Raw genomic sequence first — 25,240 nt, 5'->3', positions numbered from 1 at the left:
CAATGACACGCAGACTTTTTATAATGGTTCTTGCCATCATGGTTTTGTGGGCGTGGCCTGCTCAGGCCGCTGCTGGCAGCAAACAGAACAAAACCCTTAAAATCGTCTATGTCGAGTGGGATTGCGCCACTGCCTCCAGCAATCTTGCCAAGGCCGTGCTGGAAGACAAACTCGGTTATAAGGTGGAATTGCTGCCCGTTACCCAGCCAATATTATGGACGAGCATTGCTACCGGCGATGCCGATGCCATGGTTACGGCGTGGTTGCCCGATACCCACGCCGCCATGTACGGCAAGGTGAAAAGTCAGGTGGAAATGCTGGGCAAGCTTGTGGGCGGTGCGCGCCTTGGACTGGCCGTGCCGGACTATGTGCCGCTCAAGTCCATTGATGAACTGGACGCCAATGCGGACAAGTTCCAGGGGCGCATTGTGGGCATTGATCCGGGCTCCGGCCTGATGCAGCTTACGGAAAAAGCCATGAAGGATTATGGCATCAAGAAGTTGCAGCTTGTGGAGGGCAGTGGAACCATCATGACCTCCAGCCTGGCCGAGGCCATCCGCAAGCAGGAGTGGATTGTAGTGACGGCCTGGTCGCCGCACTGGATGTTTGGCCGCTGGCAGATGCATTATCTGGATGACCCGCTGGGCAGCCTGGGCAAGGAAGAAGGTATTTTCAAGGTTGGCCGCAAAGGTCTGAAAAAGGACCACCCCGAGGCCTGGGCCTTTTTGATCAACTTCCGGTACGAAGATCCAAGCCAGCTCCAGAGGCTCATGGACAGGAATCAGGAAAAGGGCGCAGATCCTCTGAAAAACGCCCGCAGCTTCATGAAGGAAAATCCCCAGCTGGTAGAAGCCTGGCTTAAAAAATAGGTAAGACCTGCAAGAGGCGTTATTGTTCCTCCTGATGCACCCCGGTTGCCCGCAAAGGCCGCCGGGGTGTATGCGTTCAGGGCCGCGCGGAATGAATGGCTGGCTGACCAAGGCTGTCGCCGCGCGCGGGCCAGATAATCCGCACAGCGCCGTCGCGCCCTGTGTAGTGCAGTGGTGCGCTCGCGGCATCGCACCACGCCCGCAGCGGTTGTGAAGGGTAGCCGTAGCGGTTTTCAAATCCGCACGAGGCGACCACAAGGCCGGGCTGCACAACTTCATAAAATTCCGGCAGAAACCCTGTGGCAGAACCGTGGTGCGGCGCAACAAGAACTTCGGCCCGCAGGTCATCTCCGTTATCCAGCAGGCGGCGCAGCACAGGGCGTTCCGCATCGCCCAAAAACAGGGCCAGACCACGGCCATGCTGGGTCAGCCGGGCCACCACAGAGGCATCGTTGCCTTGCCATGCGTCCCACTCGTTCATTGGAGGGTGCAGAATTTCCAGGCGCAGACCCAGAGACGGTTTGCCCAGTATCAGAACATCACCACGGACAAGGGCGCGGCTGTGGTGGGCCGTGCGCGCCGCGCGCCACTGTTCGCCCCAGCTGCCCTTGCCTTCGCGCCCGTTGTCCAGCAGGTGATCCACACAAAAAACGCGCAGTATGTGCAGCAAGCCGCCCATGTGGTCAAGGTCGGGGTGGGTGTTGAGTATGGCGGTCAGGTGCGGCGCGTCATTATAGGTCAGGGCCGGGGCCACCAGTGCCTGCCCCGGATCAAAACGCGGAGAGGCGCTGCCCCCGCCGTCCAGCAGCAGGCGCACATGCCCCGGCAGACGCAGCAGCAGGGCCTGACTCTGCCCCACATCCAGCACATCAAGGCGAATGTTGTCTGACAGCCGCTCAGCCGTGCGCAGGGCCGGGCCAACGCATAGCAGCAGCGCCCCGGCCAGCAGCAGACGTTGCGCCGCGCGGGGCAGGTCTGCGCGCCCCGCCTTCAGCGCCAGGGCCCCAAGCAAGGCCGCAAAAGCTGGCAGGGCTGTCCAGTGCGGGCGCAGCAGGGCCGGGGGCTGCAACAGGTTCGCGCCAGCCAGCCACGCAAGGCAGTCTGTAAGCCATTGGCAGGGCAGAGCCGCCGTGTCCAGCACTGCCCGCGCCGCAAGGTCAAGGCCCAGAGCGGACAGGAACAGGCCGAGCACAGAGGCGGGCAACACCAGCATGTCGGCCACGGGCAGCCAGAGCACATTGAGCCAGAACCAGTGCCCCATATTGTTGAACAGCATCATGTTCAGAGGCAGAAGGGCAATCTGGATGCCCAGGGAAACCAGAAATATCCGCGTTAAGGCCCACGTTCCCCGTTTAAGCTGCTGATTCATACGTCTGCCAAAGCCTCCGCTCCGCCGCATCTGCGCAGCCGGATCCGGCTCCGGGGCCAGTACCCGCAGCCAGGGCAGGCTCATGCCGATGACCGCCACGCACAGTACGGAAAGTTGCAGGCCTGTATCCAGCATGCTCAGGGGGGAAACCACGCTGATGCAGAGCAGGGCGGCGCAGAGCACATCAAGTGTTGTGTGGGGCCGTCCGCGCAAGAAATAGACGGCAAGAAGCAGCAGCATGACAGCAGCCCGCAGCAATGACGCCGGGGCATCGCCCAGCCACAGGTAGGCCAGTGCTGGCGGCAGTGTTGCCAGCAGCGTCCAGACTGCTCGGGGGCGGCGTAGGTAGATGCCGGGGCGAACGCGCGCGGCGGCAAGCACGCAGAGCAGGCCCACAAGGCCCGCCACGGTGAGGTGCTGGCCGGAAAGGGCGAGGCTGTGCACCAACGTGGCCGAGGCAAAATTGTTCAGTGTCTGCTGGTTCAGGTATTGCCTGTCGCCAAAGAGCAGAGCCAGCAGGATGGCCTTGCCCTGCGAAAGTTTGTACTGCGTGGGTTTGTTATGGGATGCCGGAGGGGAAGCGCCAGCCTCTGTGGTTTCGTCTGGCTTGTCTGCGTGGGACTGTGCCGCCTCCTGGGCTGGAAACAGCACGCCCACAAAATCCTGCCGTAATGATTCGCGCCAGCGGGCGGAGAGGGTTGGCTGGCCGGAAATGCGCGGGTCTCCCTGATTGCCCAGAGACCACATGCGCCAGCGCACGCCTTGAGCCGCCAGCCACAGGCCCCAGTCGGTCTGGCCTTCATTGGCAAAGCCCTGCGCGGGCATGGGCCGCCGCGTCAGGCAGACTGTCTGGCCGGGGAGCGGAGGAGAAAGGGCAATGGCGGCTGTGGGGGCTTCCCATGTCCAGGCCAGTTTGCCGGGCAGGGGGCGAACCGTTGAATTTGTGGCGTCTGGCGGTATTGCGGCAGCATCAGAGGCGGAGGACAGGCCGTCTCTGCCGTCTGCACAGGCGGGGCGCACATCGCTCAGCAGCAGGCGCAGGCGGTTGTCGGGCAGGCCCTGCAGATCGCGTACAATGCCGCACACTCGCGGCGGCTGGGCAGACTCGTGCAGCCATTGGGGCGGCTGGCCCCTTTGCCTTGTCTGCTCTTCTGTTGAGAGCAGCGTTTGCCACGGGCAACCATAGAGTTGCCAGTATCCGGTCAGAAATCCCGCCAGCAGGCACAAGGCGGCAAGAGCCGTGCGCGCGGCGCGCCACAGGCGGGCATCCGCAAAAAACAGCAGCAAGGCGCAGCAAAGTGAGGGCAGAGGCCAGGGTGCTGCGGTAATGCCCGCTATCCAGAAGCCCAGATACGTCTGCCAGAGCAGGGGGGCTTGCAATGGAGGGTGCCGCATGACGAACCTTGTAAAAGTGATGTACCGCGCGGTTGTGGCGGGGCAGTGCGCGTAAAAAAAGGAGCGCCCTTGCAGCAAGAGCGCCCCTTTGAACAGCGGGAGGCTAGGACAGCTCCCGGGCCATATCCCGTTCTTCTGCCCTGCGTTTGAGTGTTTCGCGGTGGTCGTGCAGTTTTTTGCCCTTGCCGAGGGCAATTTCTACCTTGATCTTGCCCCGCTTGAAGTAGAGGCGCACGGGCACAACCGTCAGGCCCTGCTGGGCCACCAGCCCTGCGAATTTGGAAATTTCCCGTTCGTGCATCAGCAGTTTGCGCGCGCGGTCTGGCTCCTGCGACACATAGCCCGCGTTGGCGTAGGGCGCGATGTGCAGCGAAACAAGCCAGGCTTCTCCTTGGCGAAAGTCTACGTAGCTGTCGATAAAGTTGACCTTGCCCGCGCGGATGCTTTTGACTTCCGGGCCGGTCAGTACAATGCCCGCCTCGGTGAACTCGGAAAGTTCATAGAGGTGGCGGGCCTTTTTATTCAGGGCCACAGTGGATGGGGATATTTTTTGGTTCATGGGTGACTGTATGTGAAAAGGCTTGTGGTGTGAAAGGCCAGTTCCTGTCCCAGTGACTGTTGCAACGCTTCGCGCACCATGCGTTTGGAAGCGGCCACATCGGTGCTGAGCAGCACGCTGTTGGCCAGATCCATGCAGGTCTGGGCGTTGAACTGGCGTATAAGGTGCTTCATGCCCGGTACAAATCGGGGGGCGGCGGACACAGTATCCACGCCCATGCCCAGCAGCAGGGCCAGGCCAAAGGGGTCAGAAGCAAGCTCGCCGCAGACGGAAACACCTATGCCCTCGCGGTGGGCGGCGTCAATTATGTGCTTGAGCGAGCGCACGATAGCCGGATGCAGCGGCTCGTTGAGGTAGGCCACATGGCGGTTGTTGCGGTCAATGCCCATTATGTAGTGGATAAGGTCATTGGTGCCGATGCTGAAAAAGTCGCACTCCCGCGCAAGGGCATCGCAAATAAGGGCCGCAGCCGGGGTTTCAACCATGACGCCCAAGGGCAGCAATGGGGCGTGGGGCAGGTTTTGCGCCGCAAGCTCCTGATGCAGTTCCTGCATGATGCGGCGCACCTGCTGCACTTCATCCATGCAGGAAATCATGGGCAGCATGATGGCCACATTGCCCATAGCCCCGGCGCGCATGAGCGCCCGCAGCTGCGTGCGAAAAATGCCCTGATGCCGCAGGCAAAAACGTATGCCGCGCAAACCCAGCGCCGGGTTAGGTTCCTTGAGCACTGCCTGCGCGTGGAGCATCTTGTCTGCGCCCACGTCAAGCGTGCGAAACACCACCCGATCCGGCGCGGCCCGCTGTGCCACTGCCGCGTATTCTGCCAGCAGGTCTTCTTCTGACGGCAGGCGGTCGGTAAAATAGGCAAATTCGGTGCGGTACAGGCCCACGCCGTCGGCCCCGCACTGGGCAAGAGCTGACAGTTCATTGGTGCCTTCAAGGTTGGCCTGAACTTCCACTCGTACGCCATCGCACATTTCGGCAGGCCAGCGGGCAGATTTGAGCGTGAGGTCTTCCCACGCCGTATATTCCTCGCGCCGGGCCGTAAAGCGGGCCTCGTCAGCCTCATCGGGGCTGAGCAGTACGCTGCCGCCGAGACCGTCCACCACCAGGGTTTCGTTTTCGCGGGCAATGTCCATGAGCCCGGTAACCCCCGCAAGGCAGGGAATGTGCAGCCCGCGCGACAAAATGGCCGTGTGGGAGGTGGGGCCGCCTTCTGCGGTCAGAATGCCCAGCACCAAGTCAAGGTTGAGTTCCATGACATCGGCGGGGGAGAGGTCTTCCGCCACCAGCACGCCGGGGGTTTCATCCTCTCCCTTGTGGGCCGGGTCTGCCGCCAGATGCTCGCGCAGGCGCAGGCCCACGGCGCGGATATCCTGGGCGCGGTCGCGCAGGTAGGCATCGTCCATACTTCTGAACAGCGCGCACAGTTCATCCACCGTGAGTTTGAGCGCCCACGAGGCGCACACAAGGTTGCTCTCTATGCGGGCCAGCGCGGCCTTGAGCAGCTTGGGGTCGCGGGCCATTTCCATCTGGGCGGCAATGACGTCGCGGTATTCCGAAAGGTCTTCCGGCACATTTTCCATGGTGGCGGCCAGCGAGGCGCGCACACTTTCAGCGGCGGCGCGCAGGGTCTCCTGCTCCGCAGCCACTTCGGCGGCAGTGATGCGGCGTTCGTCATCCTGCCGTGTCTTGTGCATGAAGCGCACCCTGCCTATGGCTACGCCAGGCGAAACAGGTGTGCCGAAAAGTACCGCGCGGGCCATGTCAGTCCTGTAGATTGGTTAAAAATTGGGCCAGACCGCAAAGGGCCTCGCGGGCATCGTCACCCTGAGCCACCAGGGTCAGTTCCGCATTGGCGGGCGGCGCAAGAGAAAGTATGTCGAGCATGCTTTTGGCGTCTACCTCGCCGGTGTCGCTGACAAGCAGTATATCTGAGGCATAGCGCTGCGCCTCTTGCGCCAGACGGGCCGCCGGTCGGGCGTGCAGGCCGTTGCGCAGGCCAATGCATACCCGTAGCGCCAGCCCGCGCGGCGTTTGTTCTATGGCTTCTTCCATCATCCTACCTTATGAGCGTGTTATCGGCCAAAAGGGGACAAAGCGTGTCCACTACCGAAAAACACGTATATTCTACATGCCTATGAAGCCCAAGTCCACGAGAATAAGGGCTCCTGTTGTCACAGCCCAAAGCAGCAGCCTTGGCAGGCGCATTCGCCCCACAAGCCATGCGGCGGCAAGCACCGCTGCGGCGCCCATGGCGTAAGCTGTCCAGGGAAAGGGCTTCATGGTGCTGATGGGCAGATGCCAGATAACCAGTGCGGCCAGCGCGGCATTGACCATCTTGAGCCTGTCCACCCAGTTGATGAGGTTGAGCTTGCGCAGGCGGGCGAGCGTGGTCAGCCCGTACCGCAGGCCGGAAACAAAACAGATGGCCCTGAACAGCAGCAGGGAACCGAACAGGATCACCGCCAGCAGCATGGCAATGTTGGTAAAGCCCGCCAGCAGCAGGCTGATGCTGAGCAGCGACCACAGGGGCAGCAATGTGCCGCTGAAAAATGAGTCGCCCAGGGCGGAAAGGGTTGTGGCCAGAGTTTCGCGCACGGAATTCAGCGCGCCTTCCGGCAGCGCCCCCTTGGCGATGGCCTGCTCAAGCGAGAGCAGGATGCCCACGAAAAGGGGAATCATGAAGGGGTGGGTGTTGCTGTGCCCCGCGTAACGGCTCATGGCGCGGGCAAAGGCCTGCGGTTCGGGATACAGCTCGCGCAGGGCAGGCTCCAGCACGTAGGCCAGGCCTATCTGCTGCATCCCCCGAGCGGTCATGGCTGCATTGATGCAGCCTGTGCGCGCCAGGCAGGCAAGTACAACGCGTGTGGGATACATGGCAACCCCGTGGCATGCCGGTTTGGCAGTTGCGGCGAGGGCGCATTCAAAAGGAAAGCGCCGCCTTATGAACACTCGGCCATGATCTGCTGTCGCAAACTGCTTTCGCAACGTGCGCAACTGCTGGCCTGATGCAAAGCCCGTCTTGCAGAGAGCAAAAGAGCCATGGAGTGAACAGCCCCTAAGCGTCCGGCTCCGCCTGCTCTGTGCCCGTCAGCAGGGCGTAGATTTCCTTGCCCGACCAGCCGCGCACGGCATCCTGCACCCTGCGGGCAACCTGACGAGGTTTGCCGCCCTGAGCAAGTTCTTCTTGGGCCAGCAGCAGCACATCTTCCCTTGGGGTGCGCTCTGCCTGCTCCGGCGGGCCTACAACAACCGTGATTTCGCCCAGCAGTTCATCGGGCAGCAGGTCGCTGTCTTCCAGACGTCCTACTATAAATTCCTCGTGTTCCTTGGTCAATTCCCGGCACACGGCCACCTCGCGGGGGCCAAGAATGCGCGCGGCCTGAGCGAGGCTTTCCTTGAGACGATCCTTGCGCTCAAAAAAAATGAGCGCGCCCGGCACATGGGTAAATGCGGCAAAAAGGGCGTCGCGCCCTGCGGCATCGCGCGGCAGAAAACCCAGAAAACTGTGCGGCAGCGGAGGAATGCCAGCTGCGGAAAGGGCCGTCACAGGAGCCGAAGGCCCCGGCAGTGGGGATACGGCAAGGCCCTCCTTGCGGCAGGCCCGCACCAGACGGTAGCCGGGATCAGCCAAGAGCGGCGTTCCGGCATCGGAGACAAGGGCAACGGTCTGGCCTTCACGCAGCATGCGCAATACGCCCTCCTGCCGCTCGGCCTCGTTGTGATCGTAAAAACTCAGCAGGCGGCGGGCTTCAATGCCGCAATCGCGCAACAGGCGGGCAGTGCGGCGGGTATCCTCGGCCAGCACAAGATCGGCGCTCGCCAGCACCTCGCGCGCACGAGGCGAAAGATCACCAGGGTTGCCAAGCGGCGTTGCCACTATCCACAGACGGTTCGCATTCAAAGGCATGGCGGCAGTGCTCCAGGTGCAGGGTATCGCCCTCGCGCACAATGCAGACCACATCAAACCGGCAGGGGCTGCTCCATGCATCGTGGGCCGCAAGCCACGCCCTGGCCGCCCGGCACAGGGTACGCTGCTTGGCAGGGGTCAGTGCGGCGGCGGGGCCGCCGTAGGTTGAACCGCTGCGGGTTTTTACTTCGACAAAAACAACGGTGTCGCCATCGCGGCAGACAATATCCAGTTCAAGCCTGCCGCTGCGCCAGTTGCAGTCCAGCAGTTCCATGCCGCTGCGTTGCAGCAGCTTGCGCGCGGCTTCCTCGCCTTTGCGCCCAAGGTTCAGATGGGCCGGGGCGGCGGCTGGTTCATCCTTGCCGCCAAAAAGCGTTTGCAGCCAGCGCGGCTTCACAACAGGCTGCCCTGCTGGGGGCTTGGCTTTTCGGGTAAAACGCCCCGAAAGGTCAGACGGTGCTGCGGGCAGGGCCCTAGGCGGCGCAGGGCTTCGTAATGATCCTCTGTGCCATAGCCTTTGTGGGCTTCAAAGCCGTAGCCGGGCCAGCGTTTTTCCAGCCGGGTCATGAGCTTGTCCCTGTAAGTTTTGGCAAGGATGGACGCGGCGGAGATGGCCGGTTCGCTGGCGTCGCCGCCAATAATGCAGCGCTGCGAGGGCAGGGGGGCTGTATGCCCCTTGCGCCAGTGGAAGGCAAAAACCTCGCCGGGTACGGTCTTGTTGCCATCGATGAGCAGATGCGCGGGCGCGCAGCGCAGGCAGCGCACAGCCCTGCTCATGGCTTCAAAAGTGGCCTGTAAAATATTGATGGCGTCAATGCGGGCGGGCCACACTACACCCAGACCCCAGGCCACCGCGCACTGGCGTATGCGCGGGGCGAGCATGTCGCGGGTTTTGGCGCTGCATGCCTTGGAATCGTTGAGGCCCGGCAGGTCGTAGCACTCCGGCAATATGACCGCAGCGGCTACTACCGGCCCGGCCAGACAACCGCGACCGGCCTCGTCTATGCCAGCGGTAAAAATTTGTGGGCCTGTCTGGCTGCTTGCCTGCAAAAGGGGAGAATCATCCTGGGGCAGCGGGGCGCTCAAGGTGCTCACCATCTGGACAAGGCTCGCCTGTGCCTGCTGGTTGCGCGGCTTTGCCGGGCGGCTCATTGCTTTTCTGCCCATGATTTCTCCGCTGCGCAGCAAGGGCCGCGACCCTATGGTCAATACGTGATGGTCAGCGCGTCGGTTTAGAGCAGTTTATAAATGAAATGTGTTAACTGCTCTGCAAGAATTTTTTTGAAAATCCTTGCCACAAAAAGCGAGCAGGCAGCTTTGCCTGCCGTAACCGAGTATTTCAAGCGCTAACTGTTCTAAAGACGCGCGAACAGCGCGCCAGGGATTTTGCAGTTGCCTGCATGCCCTGGCGCGCCGTAAAAACGCTCGCTGCGATTCTGATGCCTAAAAAAGGATCAGAAGCGGCCACGCGGCTTGATGCGCGCGGCTTTGCCCTTGAGGGCACGCAGGTAGTACAGGCGGCTGCGGCGCACGCGGCCCTGCGTGATCAGCTCAACGCGGTCGATGAAGGGCGAGTTGAGCGGGAAAATACGTTCCACGCCCACGCCGTCGGAAACCTTGCGCACCGTAAAGGTGGCGCTGGTGGTACCGCGCTTGATGCGGATAACGTTACCCTGGAAGACCTGGATACGTTCTTTTTCGCCTTCCACAATGCGCAGGTGCACTTTCACCGTGTCGCCGGAGCGAAACGCGGGAAGATCCATGCGCTGGTTTTCCAGTTCAATTTTCCTGATGATGTCCATCGTGAACTCCTTGCAAATCCGGGCGGATTGTTGCGTCGTTGCAAAGCGGCGCCGATGCGCTCAGGCCGCCGTGTTGCGTCAGTAGTAGTCGCCTAATATCCTGTCGGCCAGAATGGCGGCCGCGCTGCGCACCGAAAGATGGTTGTAGCCCAAAAAACGCACCGGCCTCAGAGTGCCTTCGCACTGTTCGAGCACCTCCGGCGCAAGCCCTTGCGCCGTGCCCAGGCAGAGCATAACCGGCCCCTGGTCGCACCAGCGCCGCACGTCACGCGGAGTCATGGGCATGCGTCCCGGTTGGGATGCCTTGCCCTTGGCAGGCCAGACGGCAGAACTAGCCACCAGTCTGGGTCGCGTTCCATGCTGCGCGGTCATATGCGCCACCGCTTCTTCAAGCGAAGTCGCGGGTTGCACCAGGCCGAGGGCCTGAGCGCGGTCGGCGTTTCCGATACCGCCCGGCCCCCGCGTCCAGTGACGCAAAATTTCTTCCAGTACCCGCAACTGATCGCGAAGAGGGGTCACCGGATAAAAGGAACCCATCGCATAGCTGCGGGAAATTCGGGCTATATCGTGTATGTCCAGATTTGTCAAAGAGGAAGCGCCGATTTTTTTTGGCCCAAGGGAAACCGGGTAGTGAACAAGGCAGAACGAAAGGTTGCGTCCCGGCCTGTCACGTGGGGTTTCAGCCAGCGTTTGCACGTCTTCGCGATAGAGCGGCGCTTCATTCAACATTTCCGGGCGCATGCGCAAGGTGGCGCGCACAGATTCCTGCCTGCGCCACTGGGCGATGCGGGCATGGTCGCCGCTTTGCAGCACCTCGGGAACCGACAGACCTTCCAGGGATTCTGGCCGCGTGTAGTGCGGATATTCCAGCAATCCGTGAGAAAAACTTTCATCGTCGCCGGATTCTTCCTTGCCCATAAAACCGGGCATGAGGCGGGCCACGGCCTCCAGCACGGAAAGAGCCGCGCTTTCGCCGCCGTTGAGCACAATATCGCCCACGCTCACAGGTTCAAGCGGAAACAGCTGCAACAGCCGCGCGTCAATGCCCTCGTACCGGCCGCAAACAATGGTCAGGTCTTCCTCGCGCGCAAGATCGCGCACCATGTCCTGCGTCAGCGGGCGTCCGCCGGGGGCCATGAACAGCATGCGGCCGGGCCGCTCAATGGAGCGCAGGGCGCGGGCCAGAGGCTCGCCCTGCATGACCATGCCGGGGCCGCCGCCGTAGGGGCGGTCGTCCACATGGCGGTGTTTGTCTGTGCTGAACTGCCGGGGGTCATGAAGGCTGCATTCCACAATGCCAGCCTCCCGTGCACGGCCCATGAGGGCGGTGGACAGGGGCGACTCGAAAAATTCGGGAAAAAGCGTGACAAGGTGAAAACGCGGCATGGGCGGAGAGTGCCGTAAAAACGTTCGCCTTGCAAGGAAATGTCTGCCAGGGCCGATCAGACGCGCGGGCGTAAGGCGGAAAGGGCGCGCAGCAGGGTAGTCGGGGTCTGACGGTGCACCAGTGGTCGTAAAAGACCCGGCCGGAAATCTGTTTTTGCGCCCACCTGTTGCGCCAGGCACAGCCAGTGTCCGGGATAGGGCAGGCTGCGCCAGTAAAATATGCCCATCGGCCCGTGCCAGATCCCGGCCCGCTGGCCGAACCTCCCTGTGGGAATCCTGGCGGGATTCATGCCCAGCCCCAGACCGGAGGCCTTGAGCAGGGCCTCCTTGATTGTCCAGCGGCGCAGGGCTTCACGGTTGATGCCCTGCTGTGAAAGGCCGGTCTCGTGCCGGGGCAGTTCTGCCGGGGCAAAGGCATTGAGGGCTGGCGGCGGTGAAAGCAACGATTCCGCATCCAGCGCATGAGGGGCAACGGCGGCATCTGCTGGCTCAGGGCAAAGGGCGCAAAAGGCCGCCTCGCCGCTGTGGCTGAAGGCCGCGTGCCAACCGGTGAACAGGGGGCGGCCCTGAGTATCCATGCCCAGTTGCGGCAGCGGCCCTGCGATGCTTGAACTTATTGCTCTGGCCTGCTGTGCGGCATGCGTCACCAGTTGGGCGCGCGCGAGTAGCCGCGACAAAGCCGCCCGCAGCACGTCCTGCCGCATCTCCCGAGCCTCGGCCTGACCGTTTGGCGAGCGGCCAAAGCGGCGCACATGGGCAAGCTGCCTGTCGTCCTGCCATGGTTCCAGCGCCGCTTCAAGCGCACAACGCCAGTCTTCCAGATCTTTACTGGAGCCAGCGGGCAGGGGGGTGCAGAGTATTGTGAGCGGGCGTTCCATGATTTTCCATATGATGTTGCTTGCGGCAAAGACGCGCAAACCGGCTGTTTTACAGAAAACAGCCGGTTTGTCATCTATAAGAGGAAGAGGTGGTCTGCCCCACCCCAATGGTTATTCGGCAGCCTTGTGCTTCTGGTGCTCGGCAATGACCTTTTCCGCCACGGGTTGCGGGGCTTCTTCATAATGGGCAAATTCCATGGTGAAGAATCCCTGCCCACCGGTCATGGAGCGCAGGTCGGGCGCGTAGCGCAGTACTTCGCTCATGGGCACGTGGGCCTTGATTTCCGTGCTGCCGCCCTGCGAATCAGAACCCAGCACCTTGCCCCGGCGGGAGGAAAGGTCGCCGATGACATCGCCCATGCTTTCATCGGGCACGGAAACGGTGAGCAGCACAATGGGTTCGAGCAGCACGGGCTTGAGGCCTTCCATGGCCTTTTTGAAAGCGACGGAGCCAGCCACCTTGAAGGCCATTTCTGACGAGTCTACCGTGTGGTAGCTGCCATCGTAGACCTTGACGCGGAAGTCCACCACCTGGCATCCGGCCAGAAATCCGCGAGCTGCGGCTTCCTGAACGCCCTTGTCGATGGCGGGAACGTACTGGCGGGGGATAACGCCGCCCACGATGGCGTCTTCAAACACATAGCCGGAACCGCGCGGCAGGCCTTCCATCTCGATCCAGCAATCGCCAAACTGACCACGGCCGCCGGACTGCTTTTTGTGACGGCCCTGTACCTGACATTTGCCGCGCACGGTTTCGCGGTAGGGAACCTTGGGCGTTTTGAGGATGATATCCACCTTGAAGCGGCGTTTGGCCTTTTCGACCGAAAGCTCGATATGCAACTGCCCCATGCCGGAAAGCAGAATGTCGCCGGTTTCTTCGTCGCGCCCCAGACGCAGGGTGATGTCTTCATCCAGCAGCCGCTGGATGGCTGCGTAGACCTTGTCTTCCTCCCCTTTTTCCTTGGGGGCGAGGGCATAGGTGATGAGCTGCGGGGGCAGGGCGGGCATGGGCAGGGCAAAGGGGGCTTTTTCATCGTAGAGGGTGTCGCCCGTGCGGGTGTTCTTGAGCTTGGCAACGGCCACGATGGCACCGGGGCCAATGGGCTCCTTGCAGGGGGTCTGCGTTTTGCCCTGAATGTACAGCAGGTTGCCTAGGCGTTCGTTTTCTTCCGTGCGGGAGTTTTTCAGCGTGGCATCGCCGTTGATGGTGCCGGAAAGAACCCGCAGGAGGGAAAGCTGCCCCGAAAAAGGATCGGCCAAAGTTTTGAAAATAAAGCAGGCCACCGGCCCATCCGGGGCAGCGGCGCGTTCTGCGCCATCGCGACCCGCAAAGGGCGGGCGATCGAGGGGCGAGGGCAGCAGGGCTTCAATGGCGGCCAGCACGGATTCGCCGCCCTTGTTTTCAAGGGCCGAGCAGGCCAGCACCGGCGTAAGCTCGCCTTTGAGCACACCCGAGCGCAGGCCTGTTTTGAGGTCATCTTCTGAAAGAATGCCTTCTTCCAGATACTTTTCCATGAGTTCTTCATCGCTTTCTGCGATATTTTCTACGGTCACATCGCGCAGCAGGCTGACATCGTCAGCCAGAGCGGCAGGAATTTCAGCCTCTGCGATGGCGCCGTTTTCGCCAAACATGCGGGCCTTGCCCGTCAGCACATCGGCAACACCCACAAAGGATTCGCCCTGGCGAATGGGCAATTGCAGCACAACGGGCTTGACGTTCAGGCCCGAGAGCCCGTCAAGGGCCATCTGAAAATCGGCGCGGTCGCGGTCAACCTTGTTGACCACTATAATGGAGGGCAATCCGGCTGCGCGGACCAGATTCCAGAACTTTTTGGCAAGGGGGCGCACACCGTCCACGGCGTCCAGCACAAAAACAACGCTGTCCACGCCTTTGAGCAGGCATTCCATGTCGCCTGTAAAGTTGCCGTCACCGGGGATATCCAGAAGGAAATGGCGGTTTTTATTCCAGAGATATGTTGCGCAGGAGGGTTGAACGGATCCGCGTCGGCGGGTTTCTTCGGGTTCGTAGTCAAGGCATGTGGTGCCGTCTTCTACAGCCCCCAGGCGATTCACCGCCCCGGCCTTGTAGAGAAGCATCTCTGCCAGGGATGTTTTGCCGCAACCGCCGGTCCCGACGATGGCGAACGTGCGTTGCATTTCCAGTGGAGTAGGCATGGTTTTCTCCCTTCGTAAGCGATATGGCGCGCCCTTGGCGGCCTGGTGAACGAAACTAGGGAAAGGAACAAGTCTTCCATCTGCTATTGGTTCCCACGTTACAGGCTTGTCGCAAAAAAGGAAAGAGGCCGCGACTTTTAATGTAAGGCTTAACGCTTGACAGCAGAGGCCGCCACTGTGACAGTTATTCGGATATATTGGAGCAGGCGGAGGGAGCGACCATGGCGCTATGGGAATGGGCTGGCGCTGGTGCGATTTTTTTGGCGGCTGTGGTTTTTTGCGTGCGGCTGATGAAGCGTGGTTTGACCACGCTTGAGGACGAGCGCGCACAATGCCTTGAGCGCATTCGCCAGATGGAAGAAAAAATTCAGGAAGATCAAAAAAATATGGCTTCCAGCGAACACCTGCGCGTAGCCCGCGCCGGGCTGGAAGATCTTTTGCGGCTGGCGGGCAATCCGCCCGGCATGCGGCTTGAGTCTCTCGCCAGGGGGCAGGGCGAAGCGCAGGGCGAGGCCCTTGTGCTGCACTTGCCCGAGGGCGAGGTGCGCATCAGCCTGAGCATGCGCGAGCGGGAGCTTAAAGGGATGCGCAAGGTTGTCCACGGGCATGGGCGGTGGCATCTTAACGGTTTGGGCCTGAACGAGGAATATACAGACCTTGTGCCGCTCATGCGCGCGCTCAGTGCGAGGCTGGCCATGTACCTTGGTGGAGGGGAGAGCGCCAGCGCGCCGTATTGCCCCCTTGGGGACCCTGCAGCCGATGTGCCCCCTGAATTGCCGCATCTTGCGCGCCGTTTCAGTAGTGCGCGGCCTGTGCGGCAGAAGCGGCTGCCTGCGGTGCGACGCGATGAGGAGGAGGGCCGCCTTGAAAGGCTGCGACGTTTGGAAGACGCCCGTGCCGCGCGCAAGCAGCTGCGGGCCAACCCCGGCCCCATCGGGAGCAGGCACCGTTAAGGGCTTAGAAAAAATATTTTTCTGCCGCCGCAAGTGATTGCGGCGGCAGATCGAACCGACATTCATACGGCAGCGTGGCTCGGCATCATCCCAGGGCAGAGGAGAGGGCTGGCGGTTACTCCGTAAAGGTGAGATTACGGAACCAGTCCGGCACAGGAGCGGGGCGACCTTCGTGATTGACCAGCGCATGCTGGGTCATGCCCGTGGCCAGAAGTCTCGTCTTGTCCTCGTTCCATATCTCATATACAAAGCGCAGGGATGCGCGCGCCCATTCGGCTATGCCAGCGCGCACAAGTACAAGGTCATCATAGCGGGCGGATGAGCGGTAACGGCACTGGGCCTCGCGCACAGGCAGGATAAGGCCTTTCTTTTCAACTTCCGCATAGCTCATGCCGCAACGGCGAATGTATTCGCTGCGCGCCCGCTCGAAGAGATGCAGATATTCCGCATAATAAAGCACGCCCATCGTGTCTGTTTCGCCATACGACACGCGGTGCGGCATCCAAATATCAGGGGTGGGAAATTGGTCATGCACGAAACGGCTCCTTGTTACGCGTTTTCCGGGCGTTGTTGCAGCGGATTTGCAAACCGTGCAGGCGGCATGTTGCGCCTGTTGCTTCTGCTGGCGGTTACAATGGTTTTGTTTGCCTGCGCCAAGCAGGCCCCGCCGCCAGTGGTGGAAAGAACCCTGCCGCCGGTGGGGTTTGAAAGCCCGGAATTTTTTGTGAGCAATCTTATTCCTGCCAGTCAGGATCTGACAAGCTGGAAGGATATGGCCCCCAGTGTGCGTAAGTCGCTGCGTTACGTCAACAGCAAGCCCAAGGACGCCATCGCTGTGCAGCGCCCCGGCCTGACCGTGACGTGGGGCGACCTGTCGCGTACGCTTGAGCGTTTGCAGGAACTTTTGCCCCGGCTGGACAAAGAACCGGAGCTGCTGCTGGCAAACTTTCGCTGGGCGGAAGTGACGGGCGGCATCAACTATTCCGGTTACTACGAGCCTGCCGTCCCCGCCAGCCGTACCCGCAAACCGGGGTACACCCAGGCCATCTATGGCCTGCCCCCGGATCTGAACAAGGTCATTGCCAAGCGTGGGCAGTACTATGACCGCCGCACCATCGAAGAAAAGCAGGTGCTGGCGGGCAAGGGGCTGGAACTGGCTTGGGCCGCAGACCCTGTTGACGTGTTTTTTCTTGAAATCCAAGGTTCTGGCCGCCTGATTTTTGACGACGGCACTCAGGCCTATGTTAACTACGCAGGCCAGAACGGGCACAAATACAAAAGCTCTGGCCGCATCATGCGTGAAAAAGGCCTGCTCAGGCGCGGCGATATTTTTGAACAGCGCGAGTGGTTCAAAAATAATCCCGGCCGGGTGCGCGAAATTCTCAATGATAACCCGAGCTATGTCTTCTTTAAATACGGCATGCGCGGCCCCACGGGAGCCATGGGCTACCAGGTGGACGACTGGCTGACGCTCGCAACGGATCGCGGCTTTATCCCGCTCGGCTCCATTGTGGCCTACGGCGTCAATATTCCGGATGAAACCAAGGGCAAGATGCCCCTGCGCGGCATTGGCCTTGCCCAGGACGTGGGCGGAGCCATCAAGCGTAACCGCATAGATATTTTCTGCGGCGGCGACCAACGCGCCAACTACGTGGCAAGCCATCTGGACGCCAAGGGGCCCGCCTGGGTGCTGCTGGCGCGCTAGGGCTGAACAGGCCTTTTGCCGCCAGCAGCGATGCTGACGGACTTGGTTGAAAATTTCAGAAGCATATGGGGCCGAAGCGGTTGAAAGCTGCTTCGGCCTTTCTGATCTGCTCGGTTGTTTTTGAAACCGTGCATTTTTATTGTTCTAATGTCAGATATTTTTCTTTCATATCTCATTAATTTTACACGCAGCCTTGCCTGATTGCGCGGATATTTCAGCCCTATGCGCGGCCAAAAACACGCATACCTGATAATTAAACTCCTTGACTTATCTCATGTTGTGTGTATTTGTTAAGGCGTACACAGTAAGTCTCTCCAGATTTGCGATAATTTTGTCCCGCTGGTTTGGCTTAATGTGCACGGGAACCGCATTTGGGTTCCCCCTACTCTCCCCTTGGGGCTGAAATTTTATTTCTGCCTCACCAAAACCCGGTTGCGACCTGCAGGGCTACGAAGCGTTGGCATATTGTCACGGTTCTTTAGGCAACTGTTGTGGCTGCACGGAGTCTATGTCAGTTCTCCCGGCTGTTGCACTATTCTTTGTGCAACAATCCGTCGGCCTGTTCCACTGTCCAGACCGCTCCCTTTCAGAAAAGCATCCTCGCGTCCGTTTTTATGGGTTTGCCACATCTTGGCCAGCACAATAAACGCGCATCTGAGCATCCGCTCGCCGCACCCGGTTCCTTCGTTTCAAGACGTTGATAATTCCGGGCATTTTGCACGCTACAGCGTACAGAGGAGGCTCTTCAAATGAGTGGAAAGGTATTTGAGTATATGGCCATTATGGATCGTATCAAGAATGTCACCCAATGCAGAACCCAACAGGAACTTGCGCAGTTTTTTGATGTTTCTCAATCCTGCATTTCTGATTCCAAAAAGCGGCTGGCCATCCCTTCCAAGTGGCTACTCAGCTTGCTGAAGAAAAAGGGCATCAACCCTGAATGGGTTCAGAAAGGTGTTGGCCCCAAGTTTTTGCTTCCCTACGATGAAGACAGGGGAGCCGTGTGTAGCATTTATGCCAGAACGCCCGATAAGTGTCCGCTGCAACATATTGTTTCGGACATTGGCAAGCTGGTTACACGGGCTGAGGGTATGGGGCGCAGCGCGTAGGCTGGTGAGGCTGCCGCGCCCGTTTGGGATAACAGTGCTGCATCATGCATTTGACTTTTGTGACAATAATTTTGATATGCAAAGACCTGCGCCAGTTTGACGCAGGTCTTTGCATACCTTGAGCCTTGGTGTCGCCGGGAGTGCCATGACCATTTCTTCCACGCGTCTGGCCCAGCTCAACAGCGGGCAGGATGCTTCAAAAAATCTGGCAGAGGGCTTGGCGGTGGATTTTGCCGCCCTGATGGCTGCGGCTTTGCCACAGGCTGATGCCGCATTGCTGGGCGAAATGCGCGCGGCCGCATCCCTTGGGATTTCAAAGCGCATGCTGCTGGCTGGCGAGCTGGTGCACCGGGCCGTGGGCGCGCAGGGATTGGCAAGGCTTGCCGCGCACAGGTCGGATACTGTTCGGGGCTGGATATGCTATGCTCTAACGCACGAGCATGCCCTGCATTCTCCGGCGGAGCCGCTGGAAAATCTGCTGGAAGCCGTGCGTCCCTTCGCGGATGATGCACATTTTGGCGTGCGCGAATGGGTATGGATGGCTGTGCGGCCTCATCTGGCAAAGCAGCCGGAACACGCCATACGCCACCTTGCAGGCTGGACCGCCGACCCCTCGGAAAGGGTGCGCCGTTTTGCCAGCGAAAGCACCCGCCCGCGCGGCGTGTGGTGCGCCCACCTGACTATCCTCAAGGAGAATCCGGCGCTGGGCTTGCCTGTTCTTGAACCCTTGCGGGCCGACCCCTCCACCTATGTGCAGGACAGCGTGGGGAACTGGCTCAATGATGCCGCCAAATCTCAGCCGCAGTGGGTGAGCGCGCTCTGCGACGCGTGGCTTGCGCAAAATCCGGGTAAGGCGACCGCGCGCATCTGCAAAAGAGCGCTGCGCAGTCTGCATAAAAAATAGAGCGCATCCGCACATGCCATACATAGACTGCCCTTGCGGGCTGGCTGATTTTTTCGCCAGCCCGCAAGGGCAGTCTGTTATCTATGTGGCTTTGTGCAGCCGGGGCGGGAAGCGTCAGTTGTTCAGATGCTCGCTGCCTGGGCTTGCCGGGCTATAGCTGGGCTTCCAGAAATGCGCGGAAGGCCTGCTTGGTGGCGAAGAGGTCGGCGCTGCTTGCCAGTTCAAAGGGGCTGTGCATGGACAGGATGGCAGGGCCAAGGTCAATAACCTGCATGCCGTAGGCTGCAAGGAACAGGGCCACGGTGCCGCCGCCGCCAAGGTCGACCTTGCCAAGCTCCGCACTCTGCCATGCGATGCCCTTGCCGTTGAAAAGTCCGCGCAACGCGCCGAAAAATTCGGCGTCGGCCTCGCTTGCACCGTACTTGCCGCGCGAACCGGTGAACTTGGAAAATACCGGGCCGTAGCCCAGCATGGCGGCGTTCTGTTTTTCGTGCACATCCTGATAATCGGGATCCAGCGCTGCGGAAACATCGGCAGAAAGGGCACGGGTTTCAAGCAGCACATGCGAGGGCGGGACGTCCTTTTCCCACGCGCGGGTGAGGTCTTCCACGCAATACTGCATAAAGCGCGAGGCCGCGCCAGATGCGCCGTCCGAGCCGATTTCCTCTTTGTCCCAGAAAATAACAGCCATGCTGTGGCCTGTGGCTTCGGCCTCAAGCAGGGCCTCCAGCGCGGTAAACACGCAGATGCGGTCGTCCTGCCCGTAGCCGCCGATCATGGCCTTGTCAAAGCCCACAAAGCGGGCCGGGCCAGCGGGCACAGCCTGAAGCTCGGCAGTGATGAGGTCTTCTTCGCAAATGCCGTATTTTTTGTGCAGCAGTTCGAGCAGCTGGGTTTTGATGGGGTCTTTGGGTGTATCGTCCTTGCTGGATTTGCCAGCCTTGGGCGTGCTGTGGGCCAGAATGATGTTGAGTTTTTCGGCCTCAAAAGCTTCGCTGACCGGCTGGGTAACCTGCTTCTGGGCCAGATGGGGCAAAAGGTCGGCAATGCAGAACACTGGCTCCCCGGGCTTTTCGCCAATGGTCACCGTGAGGGTTTCGCCATTTTCACGCACGATAACGCCGTGCAGGGCCAGGGGGCGCGCCAGCCACTGATATTTGCGGATACCGCCATAGTAGTGGGTCTTGGCCTGAGCAACGCCGGGCTGCTCGATGAGCGGGCGCTGCTTGAAATCAAGGCGTGGGGTATCGGCGTGGGCGGCCAGCAGCGAAAGCCCCTTGCTCAGGGGCAGTGCACCCTTGCGGGCCGCAAAAATGGCCTTGCCCCGCAGGGACCGCATAACGCGGTCGCCGCTGAAATCTTCCGCGTAACCATGCTCGGCAAGGCGCTGGCGCACGTATTCCACTGTTTCGCGCTCGGTCTTGCAGTGGGTGATAAAGTCGATATAGCGCTGGGTCAGGGCTTCCATGTCCTTGCGGGTTTTGGCGTCGGCGTTGTCCCAGATGCTTTTGGGCTTGTAGGCAAGATTCTTTTCCATGATGCTGTTCCTTTTATATCACGCTATGTGTTTCGCGTATTATGCCTGTTGAGGGTTTGCAGCGTTCAGCGCCTGACGCAGGACGCGCAGTACCTCTGGGTATTCTTTGACATCAAGTGTGCGCGGGTCAAGGCAGAAGGCGTCGTCTTCCAGCCGCCCTATGAGCGGGGGAACCGTTTCAAGCAGGGCAGCCTTGAGGGCCGTGGGGCTGCATGCCGTGGGCCTGATCCGCACCAGGGTCGTGGGCAGGTCGTACTGCGGAAAAGCGCCGCCGCCTACGCGCGACACATCCTCCCGCAAGCCTATCTCGCACAGGGTGCTGTCTGCGTTAAGCCCCTTGCGCAGGCGGTTTGCCAGATTGCGGGCAGCCTTGGCCAGTTCATCGGGTGGGCAGGTTATCATGCGCAGGGTTGGCACGCTCTTGCGGGCTTTTTCCGGGTCAAGGTACAGGCGCAGGGTTGCCTCCAGGGCGGAGAGGCACAGCTTGTCGCAGCGCAGCGCCCGCGTGAGCGGATTGCTCTTGAGCTTTTCCACCATGCTCTTGCGCCCGGTGATGATGCCAGCCTGAGGGCCGCCAAGCACTTTGTCACCCGAAAAAGTTGCGATATCCGCGCCCTGCGAGAGCACTTCCGGCACGGTGGGTTCGTTGGGCAGGCCGCAGGCAGAAAAATCCATAAGACTGCCGCTGCCGAGGTCTTCAATGAGCGGCAGGTTGTGCTCGCGCGCCAGTTCCGCCAGCTCGGGCAGGGCCACGGCAGCATGAAAACCCACAATCCGGTAGTTGGACGTGTGCACGCGCATGAGGGCGCGGGTATTCTCGTTGATGGCGGTGCGGTAATCGCGCAGGTGGGTGCGGTTGGTGGCCCCCACCTCGCGCAGGGTGGCCCCGCTTTTTTCCATCACTTCAGGAATGCGGAAGCTGCCGCCTATCTCCACCAGCTCGCCGCGTGAAACAATAACTTCGCCGCCTTTGCAGAAGGTGTCGAGCACCAGCAGCACGGCGGCGGCGTTGTTGTTGACCACAAGGGCCGCTTCGGCCCCGGTGACGCGGCAAATGAGTTCTTCCACCAGTGCGTGACGGCTGCCCCGGCCACCTGTGGCGAGATTCAGTTCCAGATTGCAGTAGCCGGTAGCTGCCCGCAGCACTGCCTCTCGGGCTTCTTCTGCCAGTACGGAGCGCCCCATGTTGGTATGCACCACAACGCCCGTGGCGTTGAGCGCTGACCGGAAACGGGGGCGCAGCCCGCGCTGCACAAAGGCCAGCAGTCCTGGCAACTGGCGCTCAAGGTGCAGGTCTTCGGGGGCGGTGCAGCGCCCGGCGCGGACGTCATCCCGCCGAATATCCCAATAGGCGGCCACAAGATCGCGCAGCAAAGCGCGCGGTGTTTGCTGGCTGTCGCCCAGTGCGGCATCCGCGCGGTGCAGCGCGGCAATGCTGGCGTCTACGGCGGGAATGGCGCGAAAAAGATTTTGCATGGGCGTCCTTTATACTGCGTTTACCGCAAAAAATGAAAAATACGCGAGCACGGCGGCTTGGGCTTTGTTTGCCATGCTGCGCCGTAAGCCGGGCCAGCGGAGGGTTTGCCTGCGCCTACTGAAGCTGCGGTTGCAGCAGCCATTGGGGGTGCTGCGTAAAAAATTCCGAAAGCAGGTACAGCGAACCCGTCATGAGTACCGGGCGGGCTTCAGTGGCGGCGGGCAGGGCGCGCGCCAGTTCAAGCGCCTTTGCCAAGCCTTGAGGGCCTTCGGGCAATGCCTGCGCCGTGGTCGGCGGCAGGGCATTGCAGGCGGCGGCTATGTCTTGCGCCGCTGCGGCCCGGTGGTTGCCCAACGTAACCACAAAAATGGGGGCTTCACCCAGATAGTGCTTGAGCATCTGGGCGGCAGGCAGCCAGTCTTTGTCTGCAAGGCAGGAAAACACCGCTCCGGCGGGTTGCAGGCCTTCGGCGCGCAGGGCCTTGATCAGTGCGGCCATGCCGTGCGGATTGTGGGCGCCGTCAAGCAGCAGCGGCGGATACTGATCTGTACCCGGCACCCGCTGCAAGCGGCCCGGCATAAAGGCTTGCGCCAGCCCTTGAGCCTGCGCTGGGGTGTCGCCCGCACTTTTGCCCAGCATGGGGGCAAGCTCGCGCCATGCCGTGAGGGCCAGACCTGCGTTGGCGCGCTGGTGAGGGCCGCTGAGCCCAAGGCGGGTATCGGCGGCAAGCGGACAAGCCCTTATGAAGGGTGCGTTATGGCTGCGGGCCGCGCTTTCAAGAATTTTTGCGGCTTCGGGAAACTGCGCAACACTGCACACGGGCGCGGCGCTGCGTATGGCTGCGGCCTTGTCTGCCGCAATGTCGGCAAGGGTGGGGCCAAGGATGTCCTTGTGGTCAAGGGCAATGGGCGCATAGCACATGAGGTCGGCGGCAACGGCGGTTGTGGCGTCGTGTTTGCCGCCAAGGCCAGCTTCAAGCACTGCCAGCTCCACGTCCTTGCGGGCAAAACCCAGCAGGGCCAGCACCGTAAGAAATTCAAAATAGGTCAGATCGGGCGCGGCAGCCATGACCTGATTGGCTGGTTCAACCCAATCATCCGCAGACCATGGGGCGCAGGCGGCATCATTGGGCCCGCCAATGCGGATGCGCTCAGTGGGGCTGACAAAGTGCGGCGAGGTGTAGAGGCCTACCCGGCAGCCGTGAGCAAGAGCAAGGGAAGCCAGAAAGGACGAAGTTGATCCCTTGCCGTTGGTGCCGAGCACCTGAACGACCACAAAGGGCGGGCGAGCCAGATCAAGGGCGGCCAAAGCCCGGCGCATGCGGCCCAGGCCCATATCCATATGAAAAAGCCCCAGGCTGTCCAGATGGCGCTGGATATCTGCGGGAGTGCTGAACGTGTTGCTCATTTATATATGGTAGCGCAAAGCGCGCTGTCTGTCAGCGGGCGCGCACAGGCAAAAGCCGCGCAAGTCTTGCCCGATGCTTGCGTAAAAAAAGTGCGCCATCACGCAAACCTCGCAGCAAAGGCGTGTATGCCTGAATGCGCGGGAACGCTTGACGCAGTGGGGCGCTATCACTATATTGGCCGCCACACGGCAGGGCTCTGCGCCCTTGCCATGTGCGCCCGTAGCTCAGTTGGATAGAGCAGGAACCTTCTAAGTTCTTGGTCAGGGGTTCGATTCCTCTCGGGCGCGCCAATAAAATCAAGCTCTTATGGTTAGTAAACCATGAGAGCTTTTTTTATTCCCAACACAGTTCCCAACACACTAGCCGTTTAAAGTAGTTTCATATAATTTTACAAAAAAGGGGGGTGAAAAAATGAGCGACTTAGAAGAAATGGCAGAAATGGCCTTAAGCACATGCGTAACAAAGACCATACAGTTAGCTAAGGGTCCTTCCATTAGCGTGACGACATTCGGCGATCAAAAAACAGCTGACGTCAGCGCAAATAACGGTGAGAAGTACCGCACTGATGGGGCAAGTGAACTGGTTTCGACAATCGAAGAAGTTCTTTCCGCCTGCCAGAATCTTGATGAATTTGATTTCGAATTTTCTGACAACGATGTGGAATGGCTACTGTCATTATTTGAAGACTAGGTTTGCCATCTGCAAAATTTCAGCGCGCTATCTCTCAAGAGACGTGTAAAGTGTTTGCCGCGAAACACCTAAATCACGCGCGACTTGTGCGACCTTGGCCCCAGCATTAATTTGTACGCGGGCTTTGGCTATCTGGGCTGCATCTAGCGCAGCCTTACGGCCTTTGTATTTCCCTTCCTTCTTTGCTAGGGCGATGCCTTCGCGCTGGCGCTCTCGAATCATTGCCCGTTCAAATTCAGCCACGCTGCCGATGATCTGCAACTGAAGGCGCTGGAACGGGCTGTCTTCGCCTGTAAAAATCAATCCCTCTTTGTGGAACTGCACCGTCACGGCGCGGCTGGTCAAATCCGAAATGAGCGTAAGCAAATCCTGAAGATTGCGGGCGAAGCGGTCAATGCTGTGAACGTGGAGAGTGTCACCGTCACGCAGGTATTCCAAGCAAGCCTCTAGTTGGGGGCGCTGCCTACTTTTGCCGCTGGCTTTGTCGGTGAAGACTTTAATCTAAACGTCCAGCAACCGGCGTGGGTCAATGTTCAGTGCATCGGCCAGCAGGCGGGCGTTTTTCTTGCCAATAGTGCGTTTGCCATTTTCCATGGCAGACAAGTGCGGCACGCTGATTCCGGTCATTTCGGAAAGCTGCCGTTGCGTGAGGTTCTCCCGATACCGAGCGCCGCGCAGATACATGGCGGGGATACACTCTTCACCAGTGAGGCCCAAGGCTTCCCGCCAGGGGATCGATTCGTTTTCTTCCCGCAGGCCATAGCCGTGCATGGTGTTCAAAATTTTCTCTACCATGTCATGAGGCACGGCAAAGGAAAGAATTTTTGTGTCAGTACGGGGCGCGTTCGTGCGTTCCAACATATGTCACCTCGATAAGTTTCATGCTCTCTGCGCTTTCTTCCCATACGGCCACGTATGTGGGGTGGCCTTTCTTCAAATGGCAGTGATGGGTTTTTGCATCCAGCTTGCCATAATTGGGCCAGTCACCACGCACCGGCCCCTCAAGCTCAATGTCGAGCATAAGCGCGAGTAGCGTTTCAAATACAACCTTGGGGAGGCGCGCAAGCTGTTTTTGCGCCTTGCGGGTAACATTGACTGTCCAAGCCAC

25 protein-coding genes and 1 tRNA gene are annotated in these 25,240 nt (G+C 60.3%); 7 read left to right on the top strand and 19 right to left on the bottom strand.

Annotated elements, in window-relative coordinates:
* Positions 1-2 precede the first annotated feature (2 nt).
* Positions 3-869 (top strand): glycine betaine ABC transporter substrate-binding protein, encoded by an 867-nt coding sequence (locus ACUZ9P_RS00385; protein ID WP_449248202.1) that lies wholly within the window; start codon positions 3-5, stop codon positions 867-869.
* Positions 870-945: 76 nt separating this feature from the next.
* Here the strand turns inward: ACUZ9P_RS00385 and ACUZ9P_RS00380 are convergent, their stop codons facing one another.
* The 12 genes from ACUZ9P_RS00380 to ACUZ9P_RS00325 all read right to left on the bottom strand — a co-directional run bounded on the left by ACUZ9P_RS00380 (position 946) and on the right by ACUZ9P_RS00325 (position 14,349).
* The gene (locus ACUZ9P_RS00380) at positions 946-3,633 is read right to left on the bottom strand and encodes a ComEC/Rec2 family competence protein (RefSeq protein WP_449248201.1); all 2,688 of its coding nucleotides are present in this window, start codon (positions 3,631-3,633) and stop codon (positions 946-948) included.
* 103 nt (positions 3,634-3,736) lie between these two features.
* The gene (gene smpB, locus ACUZ9P_RS00375; RefSeq protein ID WP_298993959.1) at positions 3,737-4,192 is read right to left on the bottom strand and encodes an SsrA-binding protein SmpB; all 456 of its coding nucleotides are present in this window, start codon (positions 4,190-4,192) and stop codon (positions 3,737-3,739) included.
* On the bottom strand, positions 4,189-5,961 hold the full coding sequence (gene ptsP / locus ACUZ9P_RS00370; RefSeq protein WP_298993961.1) for a phosphoenolpyruvate--protein phosphotransferase: 1,773 nt from the start codon (positions 5,959-5,961) through the stop codon (positions 4,189-4,191). Before ptsP ends, smpB begins: the two co-directional genes overlap by 4 nt.
* Before the next feature lies 1 nt (position 5,962).
* Positions 5,963-6,253, bottom strand: a complete 291-nt coding sequence (locus ACUZ9P_RS00365) for an HPr family phosphocarrier protein (RefSeq protein WP_027180722.1) — start codon at positions 6,251-6,253, stop codon at positions 5,963-5,965.
* A 72-nt stretch (positions 6,254-6,325) separates the two neighbouring features.
* The gene (locus ACUZ9P_RS00360; protein WP_027180723.1) at positions 6,326-7,075 is read right to left on the bottom strand and encodes a PTS system mannose/fructose/sorbose family transporter subunit IID; all 750 of its coding nucleotides are present in this window, start codon (positions 7,073-7,075) and stop codon (positions 6,326-6,328) included.
* 181 nt (positions 7,076-7,256) lie between these two features.
* The gene (gene rsmI, locus ACUZ9P_RS00355) at positions 7,257-8,108 is read right to left on the bottom strand and encodes a 16S rRNA (cytidine(1402)-2'-O)-methyltransferase (RefSeq protein ID WP_449248199.1); all 852 of its coding nucleotides are present in this window, start codon (positions 8,106-8,108) and stop codon (positions 7,257-7,259) included.
* Positions 8,050-8,439, bottom strand: coding sequence for a YraN family protein (locus ACUZ9P_RS00350; protein ID WP_449250217.1), 390 nt, complete (start codon positions 8,437-8,439; stop codon positions 8,050-8,052). The genes rsmI and ACUZ9P_RS00350 overlap by 59 nt, the downstream gene beginning before the upstream one ends.
* 62 nt (positions 8,440-8,501) lie before the next feature.
* A complete protein-coding gene (locus ACUZ9P_RS00345; protein ID WP_449248198.1) occupies positions 8,502-9,275 on the bottom strand; it encodes a ribonuclease HII in 774 nt (257 codons plus the stop codon).
* Between the two features lie 287 nt (positions 9,276-9,562).
* Positions 9,563-9,910, bottom strand: coding sequence for a 50S ribosomal protein L19 (gene rplS / locus ACUZ9P_RS00340; RefSeq protein ID WP_022658201.1), 348 nt, complete (start codon positions 9,908-9,910; stop codon positions 9,563-9,565).
* 78 nt (positions 9,911-9,988) lie between these two features.
* Positions 9,989-11,296, bottom strand: a complete 1,308-nt coding sequence (gene trmD / locus ACUZ9P_RS00335) for a tRNA (guanosine(37)-N1)-methyltransferase TrmD (RefSeq protein WP_298993968.1) — start codon at positions 11,294-11,296, stop codon at positions 9,989-9,991.
* A 56-nt stretch (positions 11,297-11,352) separates the two neighbouring features.
* Entirely contained in the window at positions 11,353-12,174 is an 822-nt protein-coding gene (locus ACUZ9P_RS00330) for a 4'-phosphopantetheinyl transferase superfamily protein (RefSeq protein ID WP_449248197.1), read from the bottom strand.
* A 111-nt stretch (positions 12,175-12,285) separates the two neighbouring features.
* Positions 12,286-14,349 carry an elongation factor G gene (locus tag ACUZ9P_RS00325; RefSeq protein ID WP_449248196.1) on the bottom strand — a complete coding sequence of 688 codons (2,064 nt, stop codon included), beginning with the start codon at positions 14,347-14,349 and terminating at the stop codon, positions 12,286-12,288.
* A gap of 221 nt (positions 14,350-14,570) precedes the next feature.
* On the opposite strand from ACUZ9P_RS00325, the gene ACUZ9P_RS00320 reads away from it, so the two are divergent.
* The gene (locus tag ACUZ9P_RS00320; RefSeq protein ID WP_298993973.1) at positions 14,571-15,302 is read left to right on the top strand and encodes a hypothetical protein; all 732 of its coding nucleotides are present in this window, start codon (positions 14,571-14,573) and stop codon (positions 15,300-15,302) included.
* 115 nt (positions 15,303-15,417) lie between these two features.
* Here ACUZ9P_RS00320 and ACUZ9P_RS00315 read toward each other — a convergent pair whose 3' ends face one another.
* Positions 15,418-15,837 (bottom strand): acyl-CoA thioesterase, encoded by a 420-nt coding sequence (locus ACUZ9P_RS00315; RefSeq protein ID WP_449248195.1) that lies wholly within the window; start codon positions 15,835-15,837, stop codon positions 15,418-15,420.
* A gap of 66 nt (positions 15,838-15,903) precedes the next feature.
* On the opposite strand from ACUZ9P_RS00315, the gene ACUZ9P_RS00310 reads away from it, so the two are divergent.
* The 3 genes from ACUZ9P_RS00310 (at position 15,904) to ACUZ9P_RS00300 (ending at position 19,020) form a co-directional block, all read left to right on the top strand.
* The gene (locus ACUZ9P_RS00310; RefSeq protein ID WP_449248194.1) at positions 15,904-17,007 is read left to right on the top strand and encodes an MltA domain-containing protein; all 1,104 of its coding nucleotides are present in this window, start codon (positions 15,904-15,906) and stop codon (positions 17,005-17,007) included.
* A gap of 749 nt (positions 17,008-17,756) precedes the next feature.
* Positions 17,757-18,116, top strand: a complete 360-nt coding sequence (locus ACUZ9P_RS00305) for a helix-turn-helix domain-containing protein (protein ID WP_240825162.1) — start codon at positions 17,757-17,759, stop codon at positions 18,114-18,116.
* 145 nt (positions 18,117-18,261) lie between these two features.
* A complete protein-coding gene (locus tag ACUZ9P_RS00300) occupies positions 18,262-19,020 on the top strand; it encodes a DNA alkylation repair protein (RefSeq protein ID WP_449248193.1) in 759 nt (252 codons plus the stop codon).
* A gap of 151 nt (positions 19,021-19,171) precedes the next feature.
* On the opposite strand, the gene ACUZ9P_RS00295 is transcribed toward ACUZ9P_RS00300, so the two are convergent.
* From ACUZ9P_RS00295 to ACUZ9P_RS00285, 3 genes are all read right to left on the bottom strand, one after another.
* Positions 19,172-20,557 (bottom strand): aminopeptidase, encoded by a 1,386-nt coding sequence (locus tag ACUZ9P_RS00295; protein WP_449248192.1) that lies wholly within the window; start codon positions 20,555-20,557, stop codon positions 19,172-19,174.
* A gap of 39 nt (positions 20,558-20,596) precedes the next feature.
* Complete coding sequence (selA, locus tag ACUZ9P_RS00290) at positions 20,597-22,033, bottom strand: L-seryl-tRNA(Sec) selenium transferase (RefSeq protein ID WP_449248191.1); 1,437 nt, start codon at positions 22,031-22,033, stop codon at positions 20,597-20,599.
* Positions 22,034-22,148: 115 nt separating this feature from the next.
* Positions 22,149-23,441: a bifunctional folylpolyglutamate synthase/dihydrofolate synthase gene (locus ACUZ9P_RS00285; RefSeq protein ID WP_449248190.1), complete on the bottom strand. Its 1,293-nt coding sequence runs from the start codon at positions 23,439-23,441 to the stop codon at positions 22,149-22,151.
* A 214-nt stretch (positions 23,442-23,655) separates the two neighbouring features.
* Here ACUZ9P_RS00285 and ACUZ9P_RS00280 point away from each other — a divergent pair.
* Positions 23,656-23,732 (top strand) — tRNA-Arg (locus ACUZ9P_RS00280).
* A 121-nt stretch (positions 23,733-23,853) separates the two neighbouring features.
* A complete protein-coding gene (locus ACUZ9P_RS00275; RefSeq protein ID WP_449248189.1) occupies positions 23,854-24,132 on the top strand; it encodes a hypothetical protein in 279 nt (92 codons plus the stop codon).
* Positions 24,133-24,159: 27 nt separating this feature from the next.
* Here the strand turns inward: ACUZ9P_RS00275 and ACUZ9P_RS00270 are convergent, their stop codons facing one another.
* The 3 genes from ACUZ9P_RS00270 to ACUZ9P_RS00260 are packed head-to-tail and all read right to left on the bottom strand — an operon-like array spanning position 24,160 to position 25,240.
* Entirely contained in the window at positions 24,160-24,633 is a 474-nt protein-coding gene (locus ACUZ9P_RS00270; RefSeq protein ID WP_449250216.1) for a recombinase family protein, read from the bottom strand.
* Positions 24,634-24,993 carry a helix-turn-helix domain-containing protein gene (locus ACUZ9P_RS00265; RefSeq protein ID WP_449248188.1) on the bottom strand — a complete coding sequence of 120 codons (360 nt, stop codon included), beginning with the start codon at positions 24,991-24,993 and terminating at the stop codon, positions 24,634-24,636.
* On the bottom strand, positions 24,962-25,240 hold the full coding sequence (locus tag ACUZ9P_RS00260; protein WP_449248187.1) for a cytotoxic translational repressor of toxin-antitoxin stability system: 279 nt from the start codon (positions 25,238-25,240) through the stop codon (positions 24,962-24,964). The genes ACUZ9P_RS00265 and ACUZ9P_RS00260 overlap by 32 nt, the downstream gene beginning before the upstream one ends.

The organism is Desulfovibrio intestinivivus, assembly GCF_053570665.1.
This window is presented reverse-complemented; position numbering and strand designations above follow the sequence as displayed.

What these genes read in the sequence shown, in the direction of transcription:
- ACUZ9P_RS00285 (WP_449248190.1), bottom strand. Translation starts at nt 23,441, where the DNA reads ATGAGCAACACGTTCAGCACTCCCGCAGATATCCAGCGCCATCTGGAC.
- ACUZ9P_RS00275 (WP_449248189.1), top strand. Translation starts at nt 23,854, where the DNA reads ATGAGCGACTTAGAAGAAATGGCAGAAATGGCCTTAAGCACATGCGTA.
- ACUZ9P_RS00265 (WP_449248188.1), bottom strand. Translation starts at nt 24,993, where the DNA reads ATGTTGGAACGCACGAACGCGCCCCGTACTGACACAAAAATTCTTTCC.
- rplS (WP_022658201.1), bottom strand. Translation starts at nt 9,910, where the DNA reads ATGGACATCATCAGGAAAATTGAACTGGAAAACCAGCGCATGGATCTT.
- selA (WP_449248191.1), bottom strand. Translation starts at nt 22,033, where the DNA reads ATGCAAAATCTTTTTCGCGCCATTCCCGCCGTAGACGCCAGCATTGCC.
- ACUZ9P_RS00365 (WP_027180722.1), bottom strand. Translation starts at nt 6,253, where the DNA reads ATGGAAGAAGCCATAGAACAAACGCCGCGCGGGCTGGCGCTACGGGTA.
- ACUZ9P_RS00360 (WP_027180723.1), bottom strand. Translation starts at nt 7,075, where the DNA reads ATGTATCCCACACGCGTTGTACTTGCCTGCCTGGCGCGCACAGGCTGC.
- trmD (WP_298993968.1), bottom strand. Translation starts at nt 11,296, where the DNA reads ATGCCGCGTTTTCACCTTGTCACGCTTTTTCCCGAATTTTTCGAGTCG.
- ptsP (WP_298993961.1), bottom strand. Translation starts at nt 5,961, where the DNA reads ATGGCCCGCGCGGTACTTTTCGGCACACCTGTTTCGCCTGGCGTAGCC.
- ACUZ9P_RS00325 (WP_449248196.1), bottom strand. Translation starts at nt 14,349, where the DNA reads ATGCCTACTCCACTGGAAATGCAACGCACGTTCGCCATCGTCGGGACC.
- ACUZ9P_RS00305 (WP_240825162.1), top strand. Translation starts at nt 17,757, where the DNA reads ATGAGTGGAAAGGTATTTGAGTATATGGCCATTATGGATCGTATCAAG.
- smpB (WP_298993959.1), bottom strand. Translation starts at nt 4,192, where the DNA reads ATGAACCAAAAAATATCCCCATCCACTGTGGCCCTGAATAAAAAGGCC.
- ACUZ9P_RS00300 (WP_449248193.1), top strand. Translation starts at nt 18,262, where the DNA reads ATGACCATTTCTTCCACGCGTCTGGCCCAGCTCAACAGCGGGCAGGAT.
- ACUZ9P_RS00320 (WP_298993973.1), top strand. Translation starts at nt 14,571, where the DNA reads ATGGCGCTATGGGAATGGGCTGGCGCTGGTGCGATTTTTTTGGCGGCT.
- ACUZ9P_RS00310 (WP_449248194.1), top strand. Translation starts at nt 15,904, where the DNA reads ATGTTGCGCCTGTTGCTTCTGCTGGCGGTTACAATGGTTTTGTTTGCC.
- ACUZ9P_RS00295 (WP_449248192.1), bottom strand. Translation starts at nt 20,557, where the DNA reads ATGGAAAAGAATCTTGCCTACAAGCCCAAAAGCATCTGGGACAACGCC.
- ACUZ9P_RS00330 (WP_449248197.1), bottom strand. Translation starts at nt 12,174, where the DNA reads ATGGAACGCCCGCTCACAATACTCTGCACCCCCCTGCCCGCTGGCTCC.
- rsmI (WP_449248199.1), bottom strand. Translation starts at nt 8,108, where the DNA reads ATGCCTTTGAATGCGAACCGTCTGTGGATAGTGGCAACGCCGCTTGGC.
- ACUZ9P_RS00385 (WP_449248202.1), top strand. Translation starts at nt 3, where the DNA reads ATGACACGCAGACTTTTTATAATGGTTCTTGCCATCATGGTTTTGTGG.
- ACUZ9P_RS00380 (WP_449248201.1), bottom strand. Translation starts at nt 3,633, where the DNA reads ATGCGGCACCCTCCATTGCAAGCCCCCCTGCTCTGGCAGACGTATCTG.
- ACUZ9P_RS00345 (WP_449248198.1), bottom strand. Translation starts at nt 9,275, where the DNA reads ATGGGCAGAAAAGCAATGAGCCGCCCGGCAAAGCCGCGCAACCAGCAG.